General features: G+C 42.9%; 13 protein-coding genes. 9 read left to right on the top strand and 4 right to left on the bottom strand.

The window, feature by feature from the left end; genetic code table 11:
• The first annotated feature begins 10 nt into the window (after window positions 1-10).
• From ACFQZS_RS10275 to ACFQZS_RS10245, 7 genes are all read left to right on the top strand, one after another.
• Window positions 11-391: a cupin domain-containing protein gene (locus ACFQZS_RS10275; protein ID WP_377099872.1), complete on the top strand. Its 381-nt coding sequence runs from the start codon at window positions 11-13 to the stop codon at window positions 389-391.
• A gap of 119 nt (window positions 392-510) precedes the next feature.
• The gene (locus ACFQZS_RS10270; protein WP_377099870.1) at window positions 511-1,086 is read left to right on the top strand and encodes a DUF922 domain-containing protein; all 576 of its coding nucleotides are present in this window, start codon (window positions 511-513) and stop codon (window positions 1,084-1,086) included.
• Between the two features lie 148 nt (window positions 1,087-1,234).
• Entirely contained in the window at window positions 1,235-2,356 is a 1,122-nt protein-coding gene (locus tag ACFQZS_RS10265; RefSeq protein WP_377099868.1) for an AI-2E family transporter, read from the top strand.
• Between the two features lie 159 nt (window positions 2,357-2,515).
• The gene (locus ACFQZS_RS10260) at window positions 2,516-5,320 is read left to right on the top strand and encodes an outer membrane beta-barrel protein (RefSeq protein WP_377099866.1); all 2,805 of its coding nucleotides are present in this window, start codon (window positions 2,516-2,518) and stop codon (window positions 5,318-5,320) included.
• A gap of 7 nt (window positions 5,321-5,327) precedes the next feature.
• Entirely contained in the window at window positions 5,328-6,101 is a 774-nt protein-coding gene (locus ACFQZS_RS10255) for a GLPGLI family protein (RefSeq protein ID WP_377099865.1), read from the top strand.
• Window positions 6,102-6,138: 37 nt separating this feature from the next.
• The gene (nhaA, locus tag ACFQZS_RS10250) at window positions 6,139-7,446 is read left to right on the top strand and encodes a Na+/H+ antiporter NhaA (RefSeq protein WP_377099863.1); all 1,308 of its coding nucleotides are present in this window, start codon (window positions 6,139-6,141) and stop codon (window positions 7,444-7,446) included.
• A gap of 111 nt (window positions 7,447-7,557) precedes the next feature.
• Window positions 7,558-8,154 carry a hypothetical protein gene (locus tag ACFQZS_RS10245; protein WP_377099861.1) on the top strand — a complete coding sequence of 199 codons (597 nt, stop codon included), beginning with the start codon at window positions 7,558-7,560 and terminating at the stop codon, window positions 8,152-8,154.
• A gap of 78 nt (window positions 8,155-8,232) precedes the next feature.
• On the opposite strand, the gene ACFQZS_RS10240 is transcribed toward ACFQZS_RS10245, so the two are convergent.
• Both ACFQZS_RS10240 and ACFQZS_RS10235 read right to left on the bottom strand, forming a co-directional pair.
• Window positions 8,233-8,994, bottom strand: coding sequence for a glycosyltransferase family 2 protein (locus tag ACFQZS_RS10240; RefSeq protein ID WP_377099859.1), 762 nt, complete (start codon window positions 8,992-8,994; stop codon window positions 8,233-8,235).
• The gene (locus ACFQZS_RS10235) at window positions 8,987-10,258 is read right to left on the bottom strand and encodes a glycosyltransferase family 4 protein (protein WP_377099857.1); all 1,272 of its coding nucleotides are present in this window, start codon (window positions 10,256-10,258) and stop codon (window positions 8,987-8,989) included. The genes ACFQZS_RS10240 and ACFQZS_RS10235 overlap by 8 nt, the downstream gene beginning before the upstream one ends.
• A 201-nt stretch (window positions 10,259-10,459) precedes the next feature.
• Here ACFQZS_RS10235 and ACFQZS_RS10230 point away from each other — a divergent pair, with 201 nt between their 5' ends.
• Window positions 10,460-10,984 (top strand): serine acetyltransferase, encoded by a 525-nt coding sequence (locus ACFQZS_RS10230; protein WP_377099855.1) that lies wholly within the window; start codon window positions 10,460-10,462, stop codon window positions 10,982-10,984.
• A 15-nt stretch (window positions 10,985-10,999) separates the two neighbouring features.
• Complete coding sequence (locus ACFQZS_RS10225) at window positions 11,000-11,752, top strand: class I SAM-dependent methyltransferase (protein WP_377099854.1); 753 nt, start codon at window positions 11,000-11,002, stop codon at window positions 11,750-11,752.
• Window positions 11,753-11,915: 163 nt separating this feature from the next.
• Here the strand turns inward: ACFQZS_RS10225 and ACFQZS_RS10220 are convergent, their stop codons facing one another.
• Both ACFQZS_RS10220 and ACFQZS_RS10215 read right to left on the bottom strand, forming a co-directional pair.
• Window positions 11,916-12,830 carry a sugar transferase gene (locus ACFQZS_RS10220; RefSeq protein WP_377099852.1) on the bottom strand — a complete coding sequence of 305 codons (915 nt, stop codon included), beginning with the start codon at window positions 12,828-12,830 and terminating at the stop codon, window positions 11,916-11,918.
• 9 nt (window positions 12,831-12,839) lie between these two features.
• On the bottom strand, window positions 12,840-14,333 hold the full coding sequence (locus ACFQZS_RS10215) for a polysaccharide biosynthesis C-terminal domain-containing protein (RefSeq protein WP_377099850.1): 1,494 nt from the start codon (window positions 14,331-14,333) through the stop codon (window positions 12,840-12,842).
• Window positions 14,334-14,336 lie beyond the last annotated feature (3 nt).

The raw sequence follows: 14,336 nt of genomic DNA, 5'->3' as shown, positions 1-14,336 counted from the left end.
CGCAATTGATATGACCATTATAAACGAAGCCGACGTACCCGAAATAGAGCACCCGGGCAGATTTATGCGCTGGCTGGCCAGCGAAGATTCGCTTAAAGCCAACCATTTGTCTTGCTGTGTTATCCGCGTTCTGCCTGGTCAGGCGGTAAGGCCCGCGCATTCGCATCCGCAAAGCGAGGAGCTGATCTACATTGTAAAAGGCAATGGCAAGGTAATGATAGAAGGCGAAGTTGGCGAGGTGCGCGAAGGCTCGGCTATTTTGTTTGAGCAGGGCAAAGTACATATGCTGAAGAACACCGGCGATGTGGAAATGAAAGTGGTATGTTTCTTCGCTCCGGCCACCAATATTGATAATTACAAAATGTTTGAGGGAATAGATTTCCCTGAATAAAGACCTTTTTCGGTTGTTTTTAATGAGAGCCTTCCTGAGAAATCAGGCGGGCTTTTTTGTTGCTCAAAACCATCATTTGCAAAACCCCCGCTATTAAATTATTTTCGGGCAAATCCTTTATGTCACCAGTTATCCGCTTTGCCCTGCTCCTGCTATCAGTTGCCTTCACCACCAAAGTGATTGCCCAGGATGAGCACAAATTATTCTGGCACAAAGATAGCCTGCTAAAATGGAGCGACTTTAAGGGCCCAACAGACGCGTCGAGTAAATTCCACGCCTCAACCTTTTGTGAGATCTTCTCTAAATACAACTGGACGGTAAAAAACAACAAGTATATTTTTATATTCACTACCGGGAGCTACCTTAACACTTCCAGATCATGGTCTGTAAAAGAAAAACAAACACCTGAGTTGCTTCGGCATGAGCAGCTTCATTTTAATATAGCCGAGCTTTTTGCCCGGCGGTACCTGCAGTTGCTTAACAAAGCCGTCTATACATCAACATTTAAAACCACAATAGACCGGATAAACCAGGACAATTTACACACCCTGAAAGTTATGCAGGACCTATACGACGAGCAGACTTATCACTCAGAAGATAAATACATGCAAGCAAAATGGGAAGCTTATATTGCCAAACTACTCAACAGTAAAGGTTTGATTGATGCAGCCATGCTTCGCGGGCCTAAAAAATAGCGCACCTTTGGTTGGCGCCTTGCAAAACAAATTTTATATAATTTCCTTTTGTGTATATTCAGATTAGAATCAAGAGACAAGAAGTAAGATAAGTTGTCTTAACTCCTGGCTCTTAACTCCTGGTTCTTCACCCCTGATTCTCAAAAAAATGGCTATAAAAATTAAAGATCAACCTTTTTACATCCAAAGCACAGCGGTGCTATTCGGGTTGGTGTTGCTGGTGTATATTTTAGCAACGCTAACAGATATTTTAGTACCGCTTGCATTTGCGGCGTTTATAGCGGTATTGCTAAACCCGGTTGCCAATCGTTTGCAGCGGTATAAAATGTCAAAAGCTTTGTCAATAGGTATAACTTTGCTGGGGGCTTTAATAGTAGTAGCAGGTGTAGCTTATTTTCTGTCGTCGCAAATGGTTCAGTTTGGTACTTCGCTGCCTATGCTGAAGCAAAAATTTGCAGTGATAACGCATGATCTGAAAGAATGGGTACAGGCCACTTTAAACATCCCGGTTGCCAAACAGAACCAAATGCTTAATGACGCTTTGGGCGGCGGACAGGCAATGCTTGGCAAAACGCTGGGCGGGCTGATAGGCACTTTGGGCATTATATTTTTGCTACCGGTTTACGTGTTTTTTTTGCTGTTATACAAAACGCTTATTCTTAATTTTTTATACGAGGTTTTTGCCGAAGAAAACTCATCAAAGGTGGCAGAAGTTTTAAGCGAAACCAAAGTTGCCATACAAAGTTACATAGTAGGCTTGCTGATAGAGATGATAATTGTAGCTGTAATGAACTCGGCGGCCCTGTTGCTGCTGGGTGTTAAATACGCCATTTTAATAGGCTGCATAGGTGCTATACTTAACCTGATACCTTATTTAGGCGGCATTATAGCCATAGCCCTGCCTGTACTGATGGCCACCGTTACCAAAGATGGTTATTCAACGCAGTTAGGTGTAGTGATAGCCTACATTGTTATCCAATTTATTGATAACAACATATTGGTACCGCGCATTGTATCCTCAAAAGTTCAAATCAACGCCTTAATGTCAATCGTTGTTGTTTTGCTGGGTAATCAACTGTGGGGCATCTCGGGCATGTTTTTGTCTATCCCTTTTGTAGCTGTGCTAAAAATAATTTTCGACCGCATAGACGAACTGAAACCCTGGGGCAAATTATTAGGGGACAACATACCTACCCGGCACATTGGCGAAAGGCTGAAAGGCAGCGGCAGGAAGAAAAAGGAACTCACTACAGATCCTGATCAAAGTTAATACTATACAGTTCTTTTTTGTATTTTTATTCCTATCATTAATCAGGGCGCTGGAGATTCGCTGAAACACGTATTCGCACCTAAAAAAGCACTTTTGGCAACAATAAATTAATTACTACAATTTTAGTTTTTATATTAGTCCTGTATAAAACCTAAATTAATGAAGATTGCAATTGCGTCGATTGTCCTGTTTTTTGCATGTGTTTTTTCCTGCGCCGCTCAATCTCCCTACAACATAAAAGGTGTTGTTGTTGATACGGTTGACAAAGTAAAAATACGTGCTACAGTAACCGTTATCAATGCTAAAGATTCCATTTTAGTAAAATTTGACCGAAGCAACGGCGAGGGCGCATTTAATATAACAGGTTTACCTGCAGGCAACTTTTCGCTTTGGATAACCCATCCTGACTATGCTGACTATACAGAAAAATTCACGTTAGACGCTGCCAACCCTGAACACAATTTTAGCAGCGTAAATTTATTGCTAAGGGAGCGTGTATTAAACGAAGTTAAAATTAAGGGCAAGCCAATAGAACTTAGAATAAAAGGCGATACCAGCATTATTGACGCACGCGCCTACGTGATACAACCGAATGACAAGGTAGAAGACCTGCTAAAACAGGTGCCCGGGATGACAGTGGACAAAGACGGCAAGGTTACCTTTATGGGCGAACAGATAAAAAAATTTCTGGTTGACGGCGAAGAGTTTTTCGGCGATGACCCCTTACTGGTTACGCGCAACCTGCGTGCAGACATGGTTGACAAAATGCAGGTTTACGACCGCAAAAGCGACCAGGCCAGTATCACCGGTATTGACGACGGCGTTAAGGTAAAAACCCTAAATGTAAAGTTGAGGGAGGATAAAAAGAATGGCATGTTTGGTAAAGTTAGTGCCGGTGTTGGTAATAGCGGTTATTACAACGGCCAGGCCATGGCCAATAAATTTAAGGGCAACTATAAACTCTCTGTTTATGGCACAACCGCTAACAATGGCATTAACGGTTTGGGGGATGATGATGCCATGAAACTGGGTGCCGCATCAACCAACACAGTTACTTTTGATGACGGTAGCACGGGTACCTATTTTGGCAGCGGAGACGACATTGATAATTCTTACTACAATGGCCGCGGTTTTCCATCTGCCAGAACCGGTGGTGTTCATTTTGACACCAAATTGAACGATGGCAAGCAATCTATCAACACTAATTATAAAATAGGGGTATTGGCGCTTACAGACAACGCTAATACACTTACGCAGCAAAATTTGCCGGCCTCTGTTGAAATCACTGACCCTGCGGATAAAATATTGAATAAATCGTCAGACCGGAGCAGTTATAGCCACACTTTCAGGCAGCGGGGCGATTTAACTTTCCAAAGCAATCCAAATGCGTCAACATCCTTAAAAATCGCTGTAGATGGCACCTTCAAAGATATTGATAATAATAGCTCGGGCCTATCTATCATTGAAAACGGGGCAGGTAAGTTGCTAACCCGCGAAACGCAGACACAAACAGAAACGGGCACACAAAAAGCCTTTAACGCAAGCTTTTTATATTCAAAAAAGTTTAAAAAGCCTAACCGCGTATTTTCATGGAACGTTAGCGAAACCTATAATGAAAGTAACTCAAAACTTCAGTTTAACTCTCTCATTTTTTCGCCGGATAAAGCACCCACTGATAGTAAAATAGACCAGTACAAACCAACAACTATAGAAAGCTCTGTGCTAAACAGTAACGTTACCTATAACGAGCCGCTGTCAAAAACACTATCCTTAGGTTTAAACTATGGCTTAGGATTTAACAATAGCTCGTCTGACCGCGCATCATTCAACAGATCAATAAGCGGTAAATACGACGCATTTGATAGTGAATACAGCAACAGTTACAAGTTTAACCAGGTAATGAACCAGCTGGGTGCCATATTCAGCTATAAAAGTGCAGATACCAAAACCACCCTTACTTTTGGTACCCGCGCATCAGGCGTTAACTTTAAACAGATAGACCAATATACCGGCAACATTTATAAACGAAGCTTTGTTAACTGGTCGCCACAAACCCGGTTTCAGCATAAACTAGGGCCGTCACAATACATATCTATCCAATACAACGGCAGTAACTCGCAACCTACTATTGAGCAAATACAACCCATCCGGATAAACACCGATCCAACAAACATTACGCTGGGTAATCCTAACCTGGGTCCGTCATTCGGGCATAATATAAGCGCGGGCTACAATTTTTCGCAGGAAATTACAGGAAAATCGTTCTATATAAATGCATCATACAACTTTATTGCCAACCCCATTATATCAAACATCACCGTTGACAAATTTGGCAGATCTGTTATTCAGTATGTAAACCTAACCGATAAAATGCCAGGTAATTATAGAATATACGCAAACATGAACCGCAAAATGGGGATGTTTAATACAGGTTTTAATCTTTCAACCAACGCCAATACCACTTATAGTTACAGCAACGGCGCTATCAATCAATCAAAAAACAACAGATATAGTGCAAATGTGCGTATAGGCGCTGACGAGGCTAAAAAGTATTATTTCTCCATATCGGGCGGGCCAAGCTACAATTTTGTGAGCCAGTCGCTGCAATCTCAAGACAGCTACAGCTCGGCCGGCTTTGACGGGTATGCTTATTTCTCACTTTATTTGCCCGCCAAATTTCAGGTAGGGGCTGATATGAATTACTACTATCAGGGCGCTGTGCCAAATGCACCAGCCGTAAGTCAGCCATTAGTTAACGCATATATTAACCGTGCATTTTTTAAAAATGAAAGCTTAAAGCTGGCTATAACCGGTAATAACTTGTTCAATATTACCCAAAATTACCGCGACATAACCGCAACCGGTTTTAACCAAACCAGTTACGCAGGCGTACGCAGGTATTTTATGGTAACATTATCATGGGATTTTACAAAATTTGGCACGAATGACACCCCGGCAAACTGATCATACTATGAAAAAGATTTTAACGATCATTGGCTTTATAACTTTAATAAGCAATATGGTTATAGCCCAGGGAGCCAGAATGGTTACCAGCGGCATTATAGAGTTTGAAAAAAAGGTGAATATGCACGCTATAGCAAAACAGGAATTGGGCACCCCGCCTTACCCAGACCGCGTTCTGGAAGTAGAGGACTATAAAAAAACTGTGCCGCAGTTTATGACGTTTAACAGCAAGCTGGTATTTGGCGACAACAAAAGTTTGTTTACCCCCGTACCCATATCTTCATCCAGCTACGTTAACCTGTATGATAACCCTATGGGGATGCAATTAAACACGGTTTATGCCGATATGAACACCAATAGCCTGGTGGCACAAAAAGAAATTTACGGTGACCTGTTTGTAGTGAAAGACAGTACCCGCAAAATAACCTGGCGATTAACAGGGGAAACACAGGAGATTGCCGGATTTACCTGCCGCCGTGCCAATGGAATTATACTCGACTCGGTTTACCTGGTAGCTTTTTATACAGACAAGATATGGTTTAGCGGCGGCCCCGAATCATTTACAGGCCTGCCCGGCATGATATTAAAGCTGGCTATCCCGCACGAAAATGTAGTATGGACCGCTACCAAAGTTACCGAACAAGCCATACCCCCGGCAACCCTTGCACCGCCTAAAAAAGGCACAAGCATTACACCAAAAGCTTTATATGACAAGCTCAAAGACCACATGAAAGATTGGAATACTATAGGCGACTATGAACTAAAAGTATTTATGCTTTAGCTACCGTATGGGCTTAAACGCTTATCTTTAGCAACCGATGAGAAAGTCGCCTATAGATAAGTTGATCCATCCTGTTAACCGCTTTATTCACTTAGAGTATACCAGCGGCATTGTGCTTTTCGCGGCCGTTATAATAGCGCTCATCTGGGTCAACTCACCTTTTAGCGAAAGTTATCACCATTTATGGGATATTGAATTTTCCTTTGGTTTTGATAACAAGGTATTAAGCCATCCGCTGCATTTATGGATAAACGATGGTTTAATGGCCATCTTCTTTTTTGTGATTGGCCTGGAACTGAAACGCGAGTTTATTGCCGGCGAATTATCCACACTGGGCAAGGCCGCCCTGCCGATGGTAGCTGCCTTAGGGGGCATGTTGGTTCCGGCGGCTATTTACACCGCGTTTAATTACGGCACTGCCGGCGAACATGGTTGGGGAATACCTATGGCTACAGACATTGCTTTCGCACTCGCCTTGTTATCCGTTGCAGGCAAACATATTCCCGCCTCAATAAAAGTATTTCTCTCTGCACTCGCAGTAGCCGACGATCTGGGGGCGGTTTTGGTTATCGCATTCTTTTACAGCTCAGGCATTGTTTGGCTGCCGTTGTTTATCGGCATGGGCTTTTTAGCTCTTCTTGCCATTGGCAATATGCTTGGTATACGCAATTCAGCATTTTACTTATTGATAGGGTTTGGCGTATGGGTTTGCTTCCTGTTATCAGGTGTGCACCCAACAATTGCGGGTGTTTTGGTGGCGTTTACCATCCCGGCACGTACCAAGATCAACGAAAAACAATATTCTGACAGTCTCAACACGCTCTCTGTAGAATTCGACGCGGAGATACCTAATTGCAGTTCGCTTACTACCCCCAAACAGCACGAAACTATTGAGCAGATAAAAGCCTTAAGTGTTGCGGCTCAAACGCCGCTGCAAAAAATTGAAACCGCGCTTCATCCATGGGTGGCTTTTATAATTATGCCTTTGTTTGCGTTGGCAAATGCAGGTATTGTTATTGGCGGCGACTTTTTCTCACTGCTTATCAACCCCGTGAGCATTGGCGTTGTAGCAGGCCTGGTATTTGGTAAATTTATTGGCGTACTACTGTTTACATGGATAATGGTAAAAACCGGATTAACCACCTTACCCCAGAGCGCTACGTGGAAGCATATAACGGGTGTAGCGCTGTTAGCCGGCATAGGCTTTACCATGTCATTATTCGTATCTGCACTTGCTTTTGATAACGCGGTAATGATAGATCAGGCCAAATATGGAATTTTGCTGGCTTCGCTTATTGCAGGTGTATCGGGCCTGATAATATTAAAAGCACAACGCCAACAGTAAAAATCCGACTTTGATCTGACAGAAAAACCTTCCTCCTATTGTAACGCTGCATGGTTCACCTTCGTCTTATTGCAGATTAACTTTTTTAGTTAGCAATAAGATTAAAACACCATGTTAAAAAAGTACTTTCTATTATTAAGCTTACTTGCATTTATAAGCTGCAAAAAATCCGCCGTAAACCCTGCACCTGACGAGCCGCCATTTACTGATCCGGAGATGACGTATATTGACCTGACAGGCAAAAGCGTAGCAATGGACCAGTCGCTATCCATTGATTTCGACAAGAACGGGAAATTTGATATCTTGTTCATGACGGAACGGCGCGCCTACGATGGAAACACCAAGAGCGCAGACGTTTTTATGGTTTACAACGGTTTAGCCTGCAACCTCGCAACTAATATGGCGAACGAGACTACGCCTGATCTACAAAAAGGCAATAAGATATCGCGCGCTGACCTGCCCAATCATGAATGGTATCCTGTATTAGGCTTTACCCTGATGCAAAAAGTTAGCACTGCCACACAAACGTATTGGGAAGGCTCATGGAAAGACAAGGACCATCGATATCTACCCTTAGAACTAATAATCAACGGCCAGACTCACAGAGGCTGGATTGAGCTTTTTGCGGACACAAACAGCGGCAAAATAGTATTTTATCGCGCAGCAATCAGTAAAACGCCCCAAACGAAGATAAGAGCCGGGTTTTAATATTGAGGGGGGGGCTCACGGGGGCTCACAGGGGCTCACAGGGGTCACGCGGCTCTGAGCCCCCCCCCAAAAAATTAACTAGTCGTTAGTGCGCCTGTTTTTAAGCCAATACCATCCCAGGTTAAACGCTATAACAGCGTGATTAAACACAGTAGGCAGCACCCCGTAATATTTTTTCATAATATCAAAACGTTCCAGCAGGCTTTGCTTGTGTTTATGTTTTGACATGCCGCCTACCTTATACCGCGCCACATAGGTGTTAACGTTCACTATGTTTTTAGCCTTTTTTGCGGCACGCAATATCCAGTCTATATCGGCGCTTAACTCGTATTTTGGGTCATACGGCTCAACCAGCGCGCGTTTAATATAAATAGCCTGGTGACTTATGCTCATGCCATATTTAAAGTCCTTCCAGGTAAAGGCTTCAGGCGCAGCATGCCGCCGGCGGCCAAGACTATTACCATCAGCATCCATCATTTCTGTTTCACCGTAATAAATATCGGCATCATCTGCAGAGGCAAATACAAGCGATACCGTATCATTTGAATAGAACCCATCACCAGAGTTCATAAATATAATATAATCGCCTGTAGCGGCAGTTATGCCCTTGTTCATGGCATCGTAAATGCCTTTATCTTTTTCGCTGATGAGTTTAGCCAGTTTGCCCTTATAAAGTTCAATTATCTGTAAAGTACCATCGGTTGATGCACCATCAATAACAATGTATTCAATAGCCGCATAAGTTTGATCTAACACCGAAAGCATAGTGCGCTCAATGTCGGTCACGTTGTTATAAACAACGGTTACAACAGAAAGTACCGGTTGGGCTTTGTTACTCATTGTTTAAAACAGCGTGGTAAAGTTCGGTATATTGTTTGGCTACTTTTTCATTAGTATAACTGTTCAGCACTTTTTGACGCGCGTTCGCGGATAACTCTTCGGTTTTCGCTTCATAAAGAATATGGGTTATGCCTTCTGCAATACCCTGCGCCGATGCCAGATCTGCCAGGTAACCATTTTGCAAGTGATCTAACATTTCGGGTACGCCGCCGGTGTTAAATGCAACTACCGGGGTGCCGCAAGCCATGGCTTCCATTACCATATTAGGTAGATTGTCTTCTAATGATGTAGTTACAAAAACATCTGCCATGCCATAAACTCCGGCCAGTTCATTTTCATCTGTGATGATATTTAACTGATGTACAGTAAACGGCAGCTGCGTTACATCAAAGTGTTTGTTCTTACCGAATATGACTACTTCAACATTAGATGTATTCTTGCTGCTTTGTTTTAAAAGCTGTAAAGCTTCTACCAGGTAGCGTATTCCTTTGCGCTTATCGTTAATATTAGCCGCGCCAAAAAGAATAATTTTTGCATCAGACCTGATCCCGCGTTTCTCCCTTTCGGTTTGCATATCGCGGGGCGAAAACACATCAATATCTATCGGGTTGGGAATATTTGTAATAGGAAATTTATTAATAAGCGAACTTGTGCCCGCCACCCCAGCCAGCCACTTACTACACGCCACAAAAGTTATGTTTTTTGCACCGGCATACATGGCGGCTTTGCGCAACCAGCCTTTATGCGATAAATCGTTTTGTCCTGCGTCACGCAAAAAAGGGCAATTTCCACACTCATTTTTAAACCGTTCGCAAGTGCCTGAGTAATGGCAGCCTCCGGTAAACGTCCACATATCATGCAGTGTCCACACAATGGGTTTGCCGGTGGCGATTAGTTCTTTAAGATCGCCTACAGAAAGAAAGCCCGAATTCGTCCAGTGCAGATGCAGTATATCTGCATTTTTCACTAAGGCATTGTTCACCACACTTGTACCGGCATTAGCAGTAGAAAACGCAAAACGCACGGTTTTATCCCTTTCATGAAACAGTATAAAAGGAATTCTTTCGGCTAAAAAAGTAAGTTGTGCCTTTAACTTGCTTACCGCATCTCTTACAATACCCGTTACGGCGCTGTTGTTGGTTTTTTTATGTTGTACCAATAAGCTTGCATCAACACCCTGCAACCGCAACGCTTGCAGCAACCGCGTGCAGGCGGCCGGCGCGCCGCCTCCGGCGTCGGATGTGTTGATGAGGGTAACTTTCATTTGCACAAGTATAGCAAAAAGCTGAAAGACTAAGCGTAAAGCTAAAAGCTAAGGCTATTTGACCAGGCTGATATTACGGCGAAAAATTTTACTTTTGGTAAGTAAATAACATTACAGTCATGCCGAACTTGTTTCGGCATCCCACATTTGGTCGCCGACGTGTGAGATGCTGAAACAAGTTCAGCATGACAATCAAATTAAATGAACGCCATTACTTACTTATTTCAGGACCGCAAAGCCAACCATAATAATTTTAAGGGGCAGCTGGTTTTGTTTTTATTCAGGCTGGCTTCGCTTATTAACCGTTCTATGATAGCCAAGGTAATATTTTACCCCTACCTGTTATGGTACCGTTATGTAGCCGACTGGCTATGGGGAATTGAGCTACCACGTAAACTAAAAGCGGGTAAAGGCTTAATAATATACCACGGCCATGCATTGGTAGTTAACCAGGGTGTTGTTTTAGGTGATAACTGCGTGTTGCGTAACTCCGTCACCATAGGCCATAAAAAGCTTGCCGACGGCAGTTTAAGCGGCTGCCCGCGTTTAGGGAATAATGTGGATGTAGGCGCTAACGTTGTTATCATCGGCGATATTGAGATAGGTGATAACGTTATCATCGGCGCAGGGTCTGTAGTTACTAAAAGTGTGCCGTCTGATTGCACGGTTGTAGGCAACCCCGCAAGAATACTGGAGAAAAAAGAATCATTACATTTTGTTAAATAAGGGCTGATCTGATAAATGGAAAATAATTTAACCGACCGCTCATTCTGGAAATCATTCTGGGAATCACGCATCGGCCTGATCTTTACTATAAAACCTGACTATGTTTTTGGCGATATACTGGCCAAAATCATCAAAGAAAAAAACGCTAAAACCGCTATTGAGTTGGGCGGCTTCCCGGGTTATTATGCCATCTACCTAAAAAAATACCAGCAGATGGAAACTACTTTGCTGGATTATTTTATCCATGAAGGATTGGTTAAGCAATTGCTTGAAAAGAATGGTCTGGACGAAAGCGATATAAAGATCATTGAAGCAGACCTGTTCAATTATACTCCTGTAGAGCAGTATGATATGGTGCTTTCATTTGGGTTAATAGAGCATTTCAGCGATACAAAAAGTATCATCAAAACGCATCTTTCTTTTTTGAAACCCGGCGGAACATTGTTTATCACGCTCCCTAACTTTACAGGGGTGAATGGCTGGGTGCAGCGCAAGTTCGACCGTGAAAATTACGATAAGCACTATATCGAGAGCATGAACCCACCCCTGCTTGCCGATTATTGCCGGGCTTTAGGGTTAAAAAATGTAGAAGCCTATTACCACGGCGGTTTCTCTATCTGGTTGGAGAACAAAGCGCATCAATCTGCGCTAACCAAGGGTTTTGTTAAAGGGTTGTGGTTCGCAGGTAAAGTGATCAGTAAGGTTATAAGGGTAGAGAGTAAATTGTTGTCGCCTTATATAGTTGTGAAGGCGGAGAGTCCTCTCTAAATTAAGATTATCATAGATTGTATGCCGTAAAAACTCCTTCCCTGGGGAAGGGTGCGGCAGACTGAGTAGTGGCGGGTAGGGGTTTCGCCAGGAATTAAGTTCATTAAACCCCTTCCTCCGCCTTCCCCAAGGAAGGAATCGCACAGGCCGCTGCCTTTTTTTACTATTTTTTAACGTGCTTTATCTTCCACTGCTTCATTAAACGCAAACCGCGTTGCAATAAAGTTCCTTTACGGTTTTTTAGGAAATGTCTGATGGCCAGATGTGCCTTCAGGTTTTCATTTACTTCATTCGGAAATTGCTTAACCGGTTTATCAGCGACGCTTACGCCATACATGTGCTCAATGTTAGAATGCACGCCTGTACCATCATGCCCTATGTTATGAATAAGCGAATGAGCGGGATGCAGCGCCAAACCCCCTTTTAAAAAAATGGAGGCATACCAGCGTATGGCCCATGAGTTATTTTTGCGCGCCTTAAACTCCATCATCTGTTTCCAGAAATTGCCGGTGCCTTCAATAGAAAACTGGTAGCGTTTCCGGCTGTCAAATTGTGTTATCAGTTGATCTATATCGGGTTCAAAATTTTTCCAGGCCCTGTCCCAGGTGGCCCATCCCCAACTGGTAGCAATACGATGAAAGAAAGTTTCGGGTAAGGCTTTATTACTTAAAGGAAACATATATGCCCCAATATGCATCACTTTCTCTTCTTCTTTATATCGCTTAAGCGACTCGTTAAAATACTGCAAAGTATAGGGCGAAGACAATAGATCATCCTCAAAAACTATCACCTTACCGAACTCGGTAACCAATTGCGTAACACCATCAATAATGGAATTAGCCAGGCCCATGTTTTGCTTCCTGCTGATGAGTTTTACAGATTTGAAACCTGTAACCTGTGCTGCCATGTCGCGCACTTCGCGAACCATGTCCTCATCGGCCGCGGTTTTAGCACCGTCCGAGAAAATAAAAAGCCGGGACTCATCTGCCAGTAAATTTTTTTGCAGGTAGGATATGGTGCGGCGGGTATGATCGGGCCGGTTATAAACAAAAAGCGCTATGGGGGCAAGGGACTGCATGTACCGGGTTTACTTTTTTATCAAAGCTAAGGTCTTGTCTACTTTTTCGTTAATATCCGGCGATATTTTGAACAAATAGGTAAGCAAACCATAACAGGCTGCAGTAACGCCGCTGCGTACCGCAATATCCAGAAAAAGATTTGGCATTCGCCATAAATAATAACCCGCGGCCAAACTTATCGCGGAGATCATAATCACCCACAAGTGCTTATAGCCAAAAGGCTGCATTTTAAAACGGTATTTAATATAAAACCAGGTTATAAAATTAAGCGCGCCCATGCTAATTAGATAAGCCAGCGCGGCACCCATACCCCCATACGTTGGTATAAGCAAATAGTTTAAACCTATGCAAATGGCGCTGGCTACAGCTACCATCAGGGTAACCAACCTGTATTTATGCGATGTTGAAATGATATAAGTATTTAAGCCGCCTGTTATATCAACCATAAAGCCTAAACCTATTACAATAAACAGACTAAAATACTTTGGGTCAGTAAACTCCGGGTTACGTACCAATGCATATAAATTTTCTCGGTTTACAATAACACCGATAAACAATAACGCGCCTATAGCCATTTGAACAATGGATGTTTTGTAATAAACTTCGGCTATGTTGGTGAGATTATTTGATTTCCACGAGTCGGCTACTATGGCATAAGTAGTACGGCTGAGTGCCTGCGCAGGTACAGTAATAATGATGGCGATATTAAAATACCAGCTGTAAATGCCCTGTTCCGCCTCGCCGGCCATTGAGGTTAGCATAAGCACATCTATCTTTTGTAACGATACGTAAACCGCGCTTGATAAAAGCGTGAACAAACCAAAACGAATCACTTCGCGCTGTTTAATGCCTTTAAAACGGTAATCAGTAGCTTTATAGCTAAACTTGCCGCTTGCAGCTATGCTGATAAGCAACAGTAACGAAATGACTCCGTTAGCTGCTATATACAACAATATAAACTGTTGAAAATTGATCAGCCTGAAAATTATCATCACCAAAAAAGCCGACGTAAGCAAGCGCAGCACCACGTTTTGTAATACATTTGAGTAGATGGTTTGGTAAATAATACGGCCCGTCATTTCCAGGTAATTGAATGCTACCACAAACAGGGAGAGTGGTATCAACCAATAATAATACTCAATAAACAGAGGCGATTCATCTATATAAGCCGACACGATAAGCGGCCTGAATAGCACATATAAACAGGTAGCAGCTAAAAAGCCACCTATAGAAAGTATGGCCGACCAGTGCATAAAACCGGTATGTAGCTTATCATCAGTACGATAAAACGGAAAATACTTAGCCAGGATGCTGGGAATACCCATAGAAGCCACCAACGAGTACAGTACCGACACACTGATGATCAGATTATAAAACCCGTACTCGCTGCTTGATTTTTGAAAAACAGAAGGGAAGAGCAAAACCGTATTAACATACGCTATCACCATACCCGCGTAGGATACAATGGTATTTTTATACGCCTGCGCTTTTACTATACCCATGTA

The organism is Mucilaginibacter calamicampi (assembly GCF_042676765.1).
GTDB lineage: Bacteria > Bacteroidota > Bacteroidia > Sphingobacteriales > Sphingobacteriaceae > Mucilaginibacter > Mucilaginibacter calamicampi.
Note: the sequence above shows the minus strand (reverse complement) of the source record. Positions and strands in the feature narration are given on the sequence as shown.

What these genes read in the sequence shown, in the direction of transcription:
- ACFQZS_RS10275 (WP_377099872.1), top strand. Translation starts at nt 11, where the DNA reads ATGACCATTATAAACGAAGCCGACGTACCCGAAATAGAGCACCCGGGC.
- ACFQZS_RS10270 (WP_377099870.1), top strand. Translation starts at nt 511, where the DNA reads ATGTCACCAGTTATCCGCTTTGCCCTGCTCCTGCTATCAGTTGCCTTC.
- ACFQZS_RS10265 (WP_377099868.1), top strand. Translation starts at nt 1,235, where the DNA reads ATGGCTATAAAAATTAAAGATCAACCTTTTTACATCCAAAGCACAGCG.
- ACFQZS_RS10260 (WP_377099866.1), top strand. Translation starts at nt 2,516, where the DNA reads ATGAAGATTGCAATTGCGTCGATTGTCCTGTTTTTTGCATGTGTTTTT.
- ACFQZS_RS10255 (WP_377099865.1), top strand. Translation starts at nt 5,328, where the DNA reads ATGAAAAAGATTTTAACGATCATTGGCTTTATAACTTTAATAAGCAAT.
- nhaA (WP_377099863.1), top strand. Translation starts at nt 6,139, where the DNA reads ATGAGAAAGTCGCCTATAGATAAGTTGATCCATCCTGTTAACCGCTTT.
- ACFQZS_RS10245 (WP_377099861.1), top strand. Translation starts at nt 7,558, where the DNA reads ATGTTAAAAAAGTACTTTCTATTATTAAGCTTACTTGCATTTATAAGC.
- ACFQZS_RS10240 (WP_377099859.1), bottom strand. Translation starts at nt 8,994, where the DNA reads ATGAGTAACAAAGCCCAACCGGTACTTTCTGTTGTAACCGTTGTTTAT.
- ACFQZS_RS10235 (WP_377099857.1), bottom strand. Translation starts at nt 10,258, where the DNA reads ATGAAAGTTACCCTCATCAACACATCCGACGCCGGAGGCGGCGCGCCG.
- ACFQZS_RS10230 (WP_377099855.1), top strand. Translation starts at nt 10,460, where the DNA reads ATGAACGCCATTACTTACTTATTTCAGGACCGCAAAGCCAACCATAAT.
- ACFQZS_RS10225 (WP_377099854.1), top strand. Translation starts at nt 11,000, where the DNA reads ATGGAAAATAATTTAACCGACCGCTCATTCTGGAAATCATTCTGGGAA.
- ACFQZS_RS10220 (WP_377099852.1), bottom strand. Translation starts at nt 12,830, where the DNA reads ATGCAGTCCCTTGCCCCCATAGCGCTTTTTGTTTATAACCGGCCCGAT.
- ACFQZS_RS10215 (WP_377099850.1), bottom strand. Translation starts at nt 14,333, where the DNA reads ATGGGTATAGTAAAAGCGCAGGCGTATAAAAATACCATTGTATCCTAC.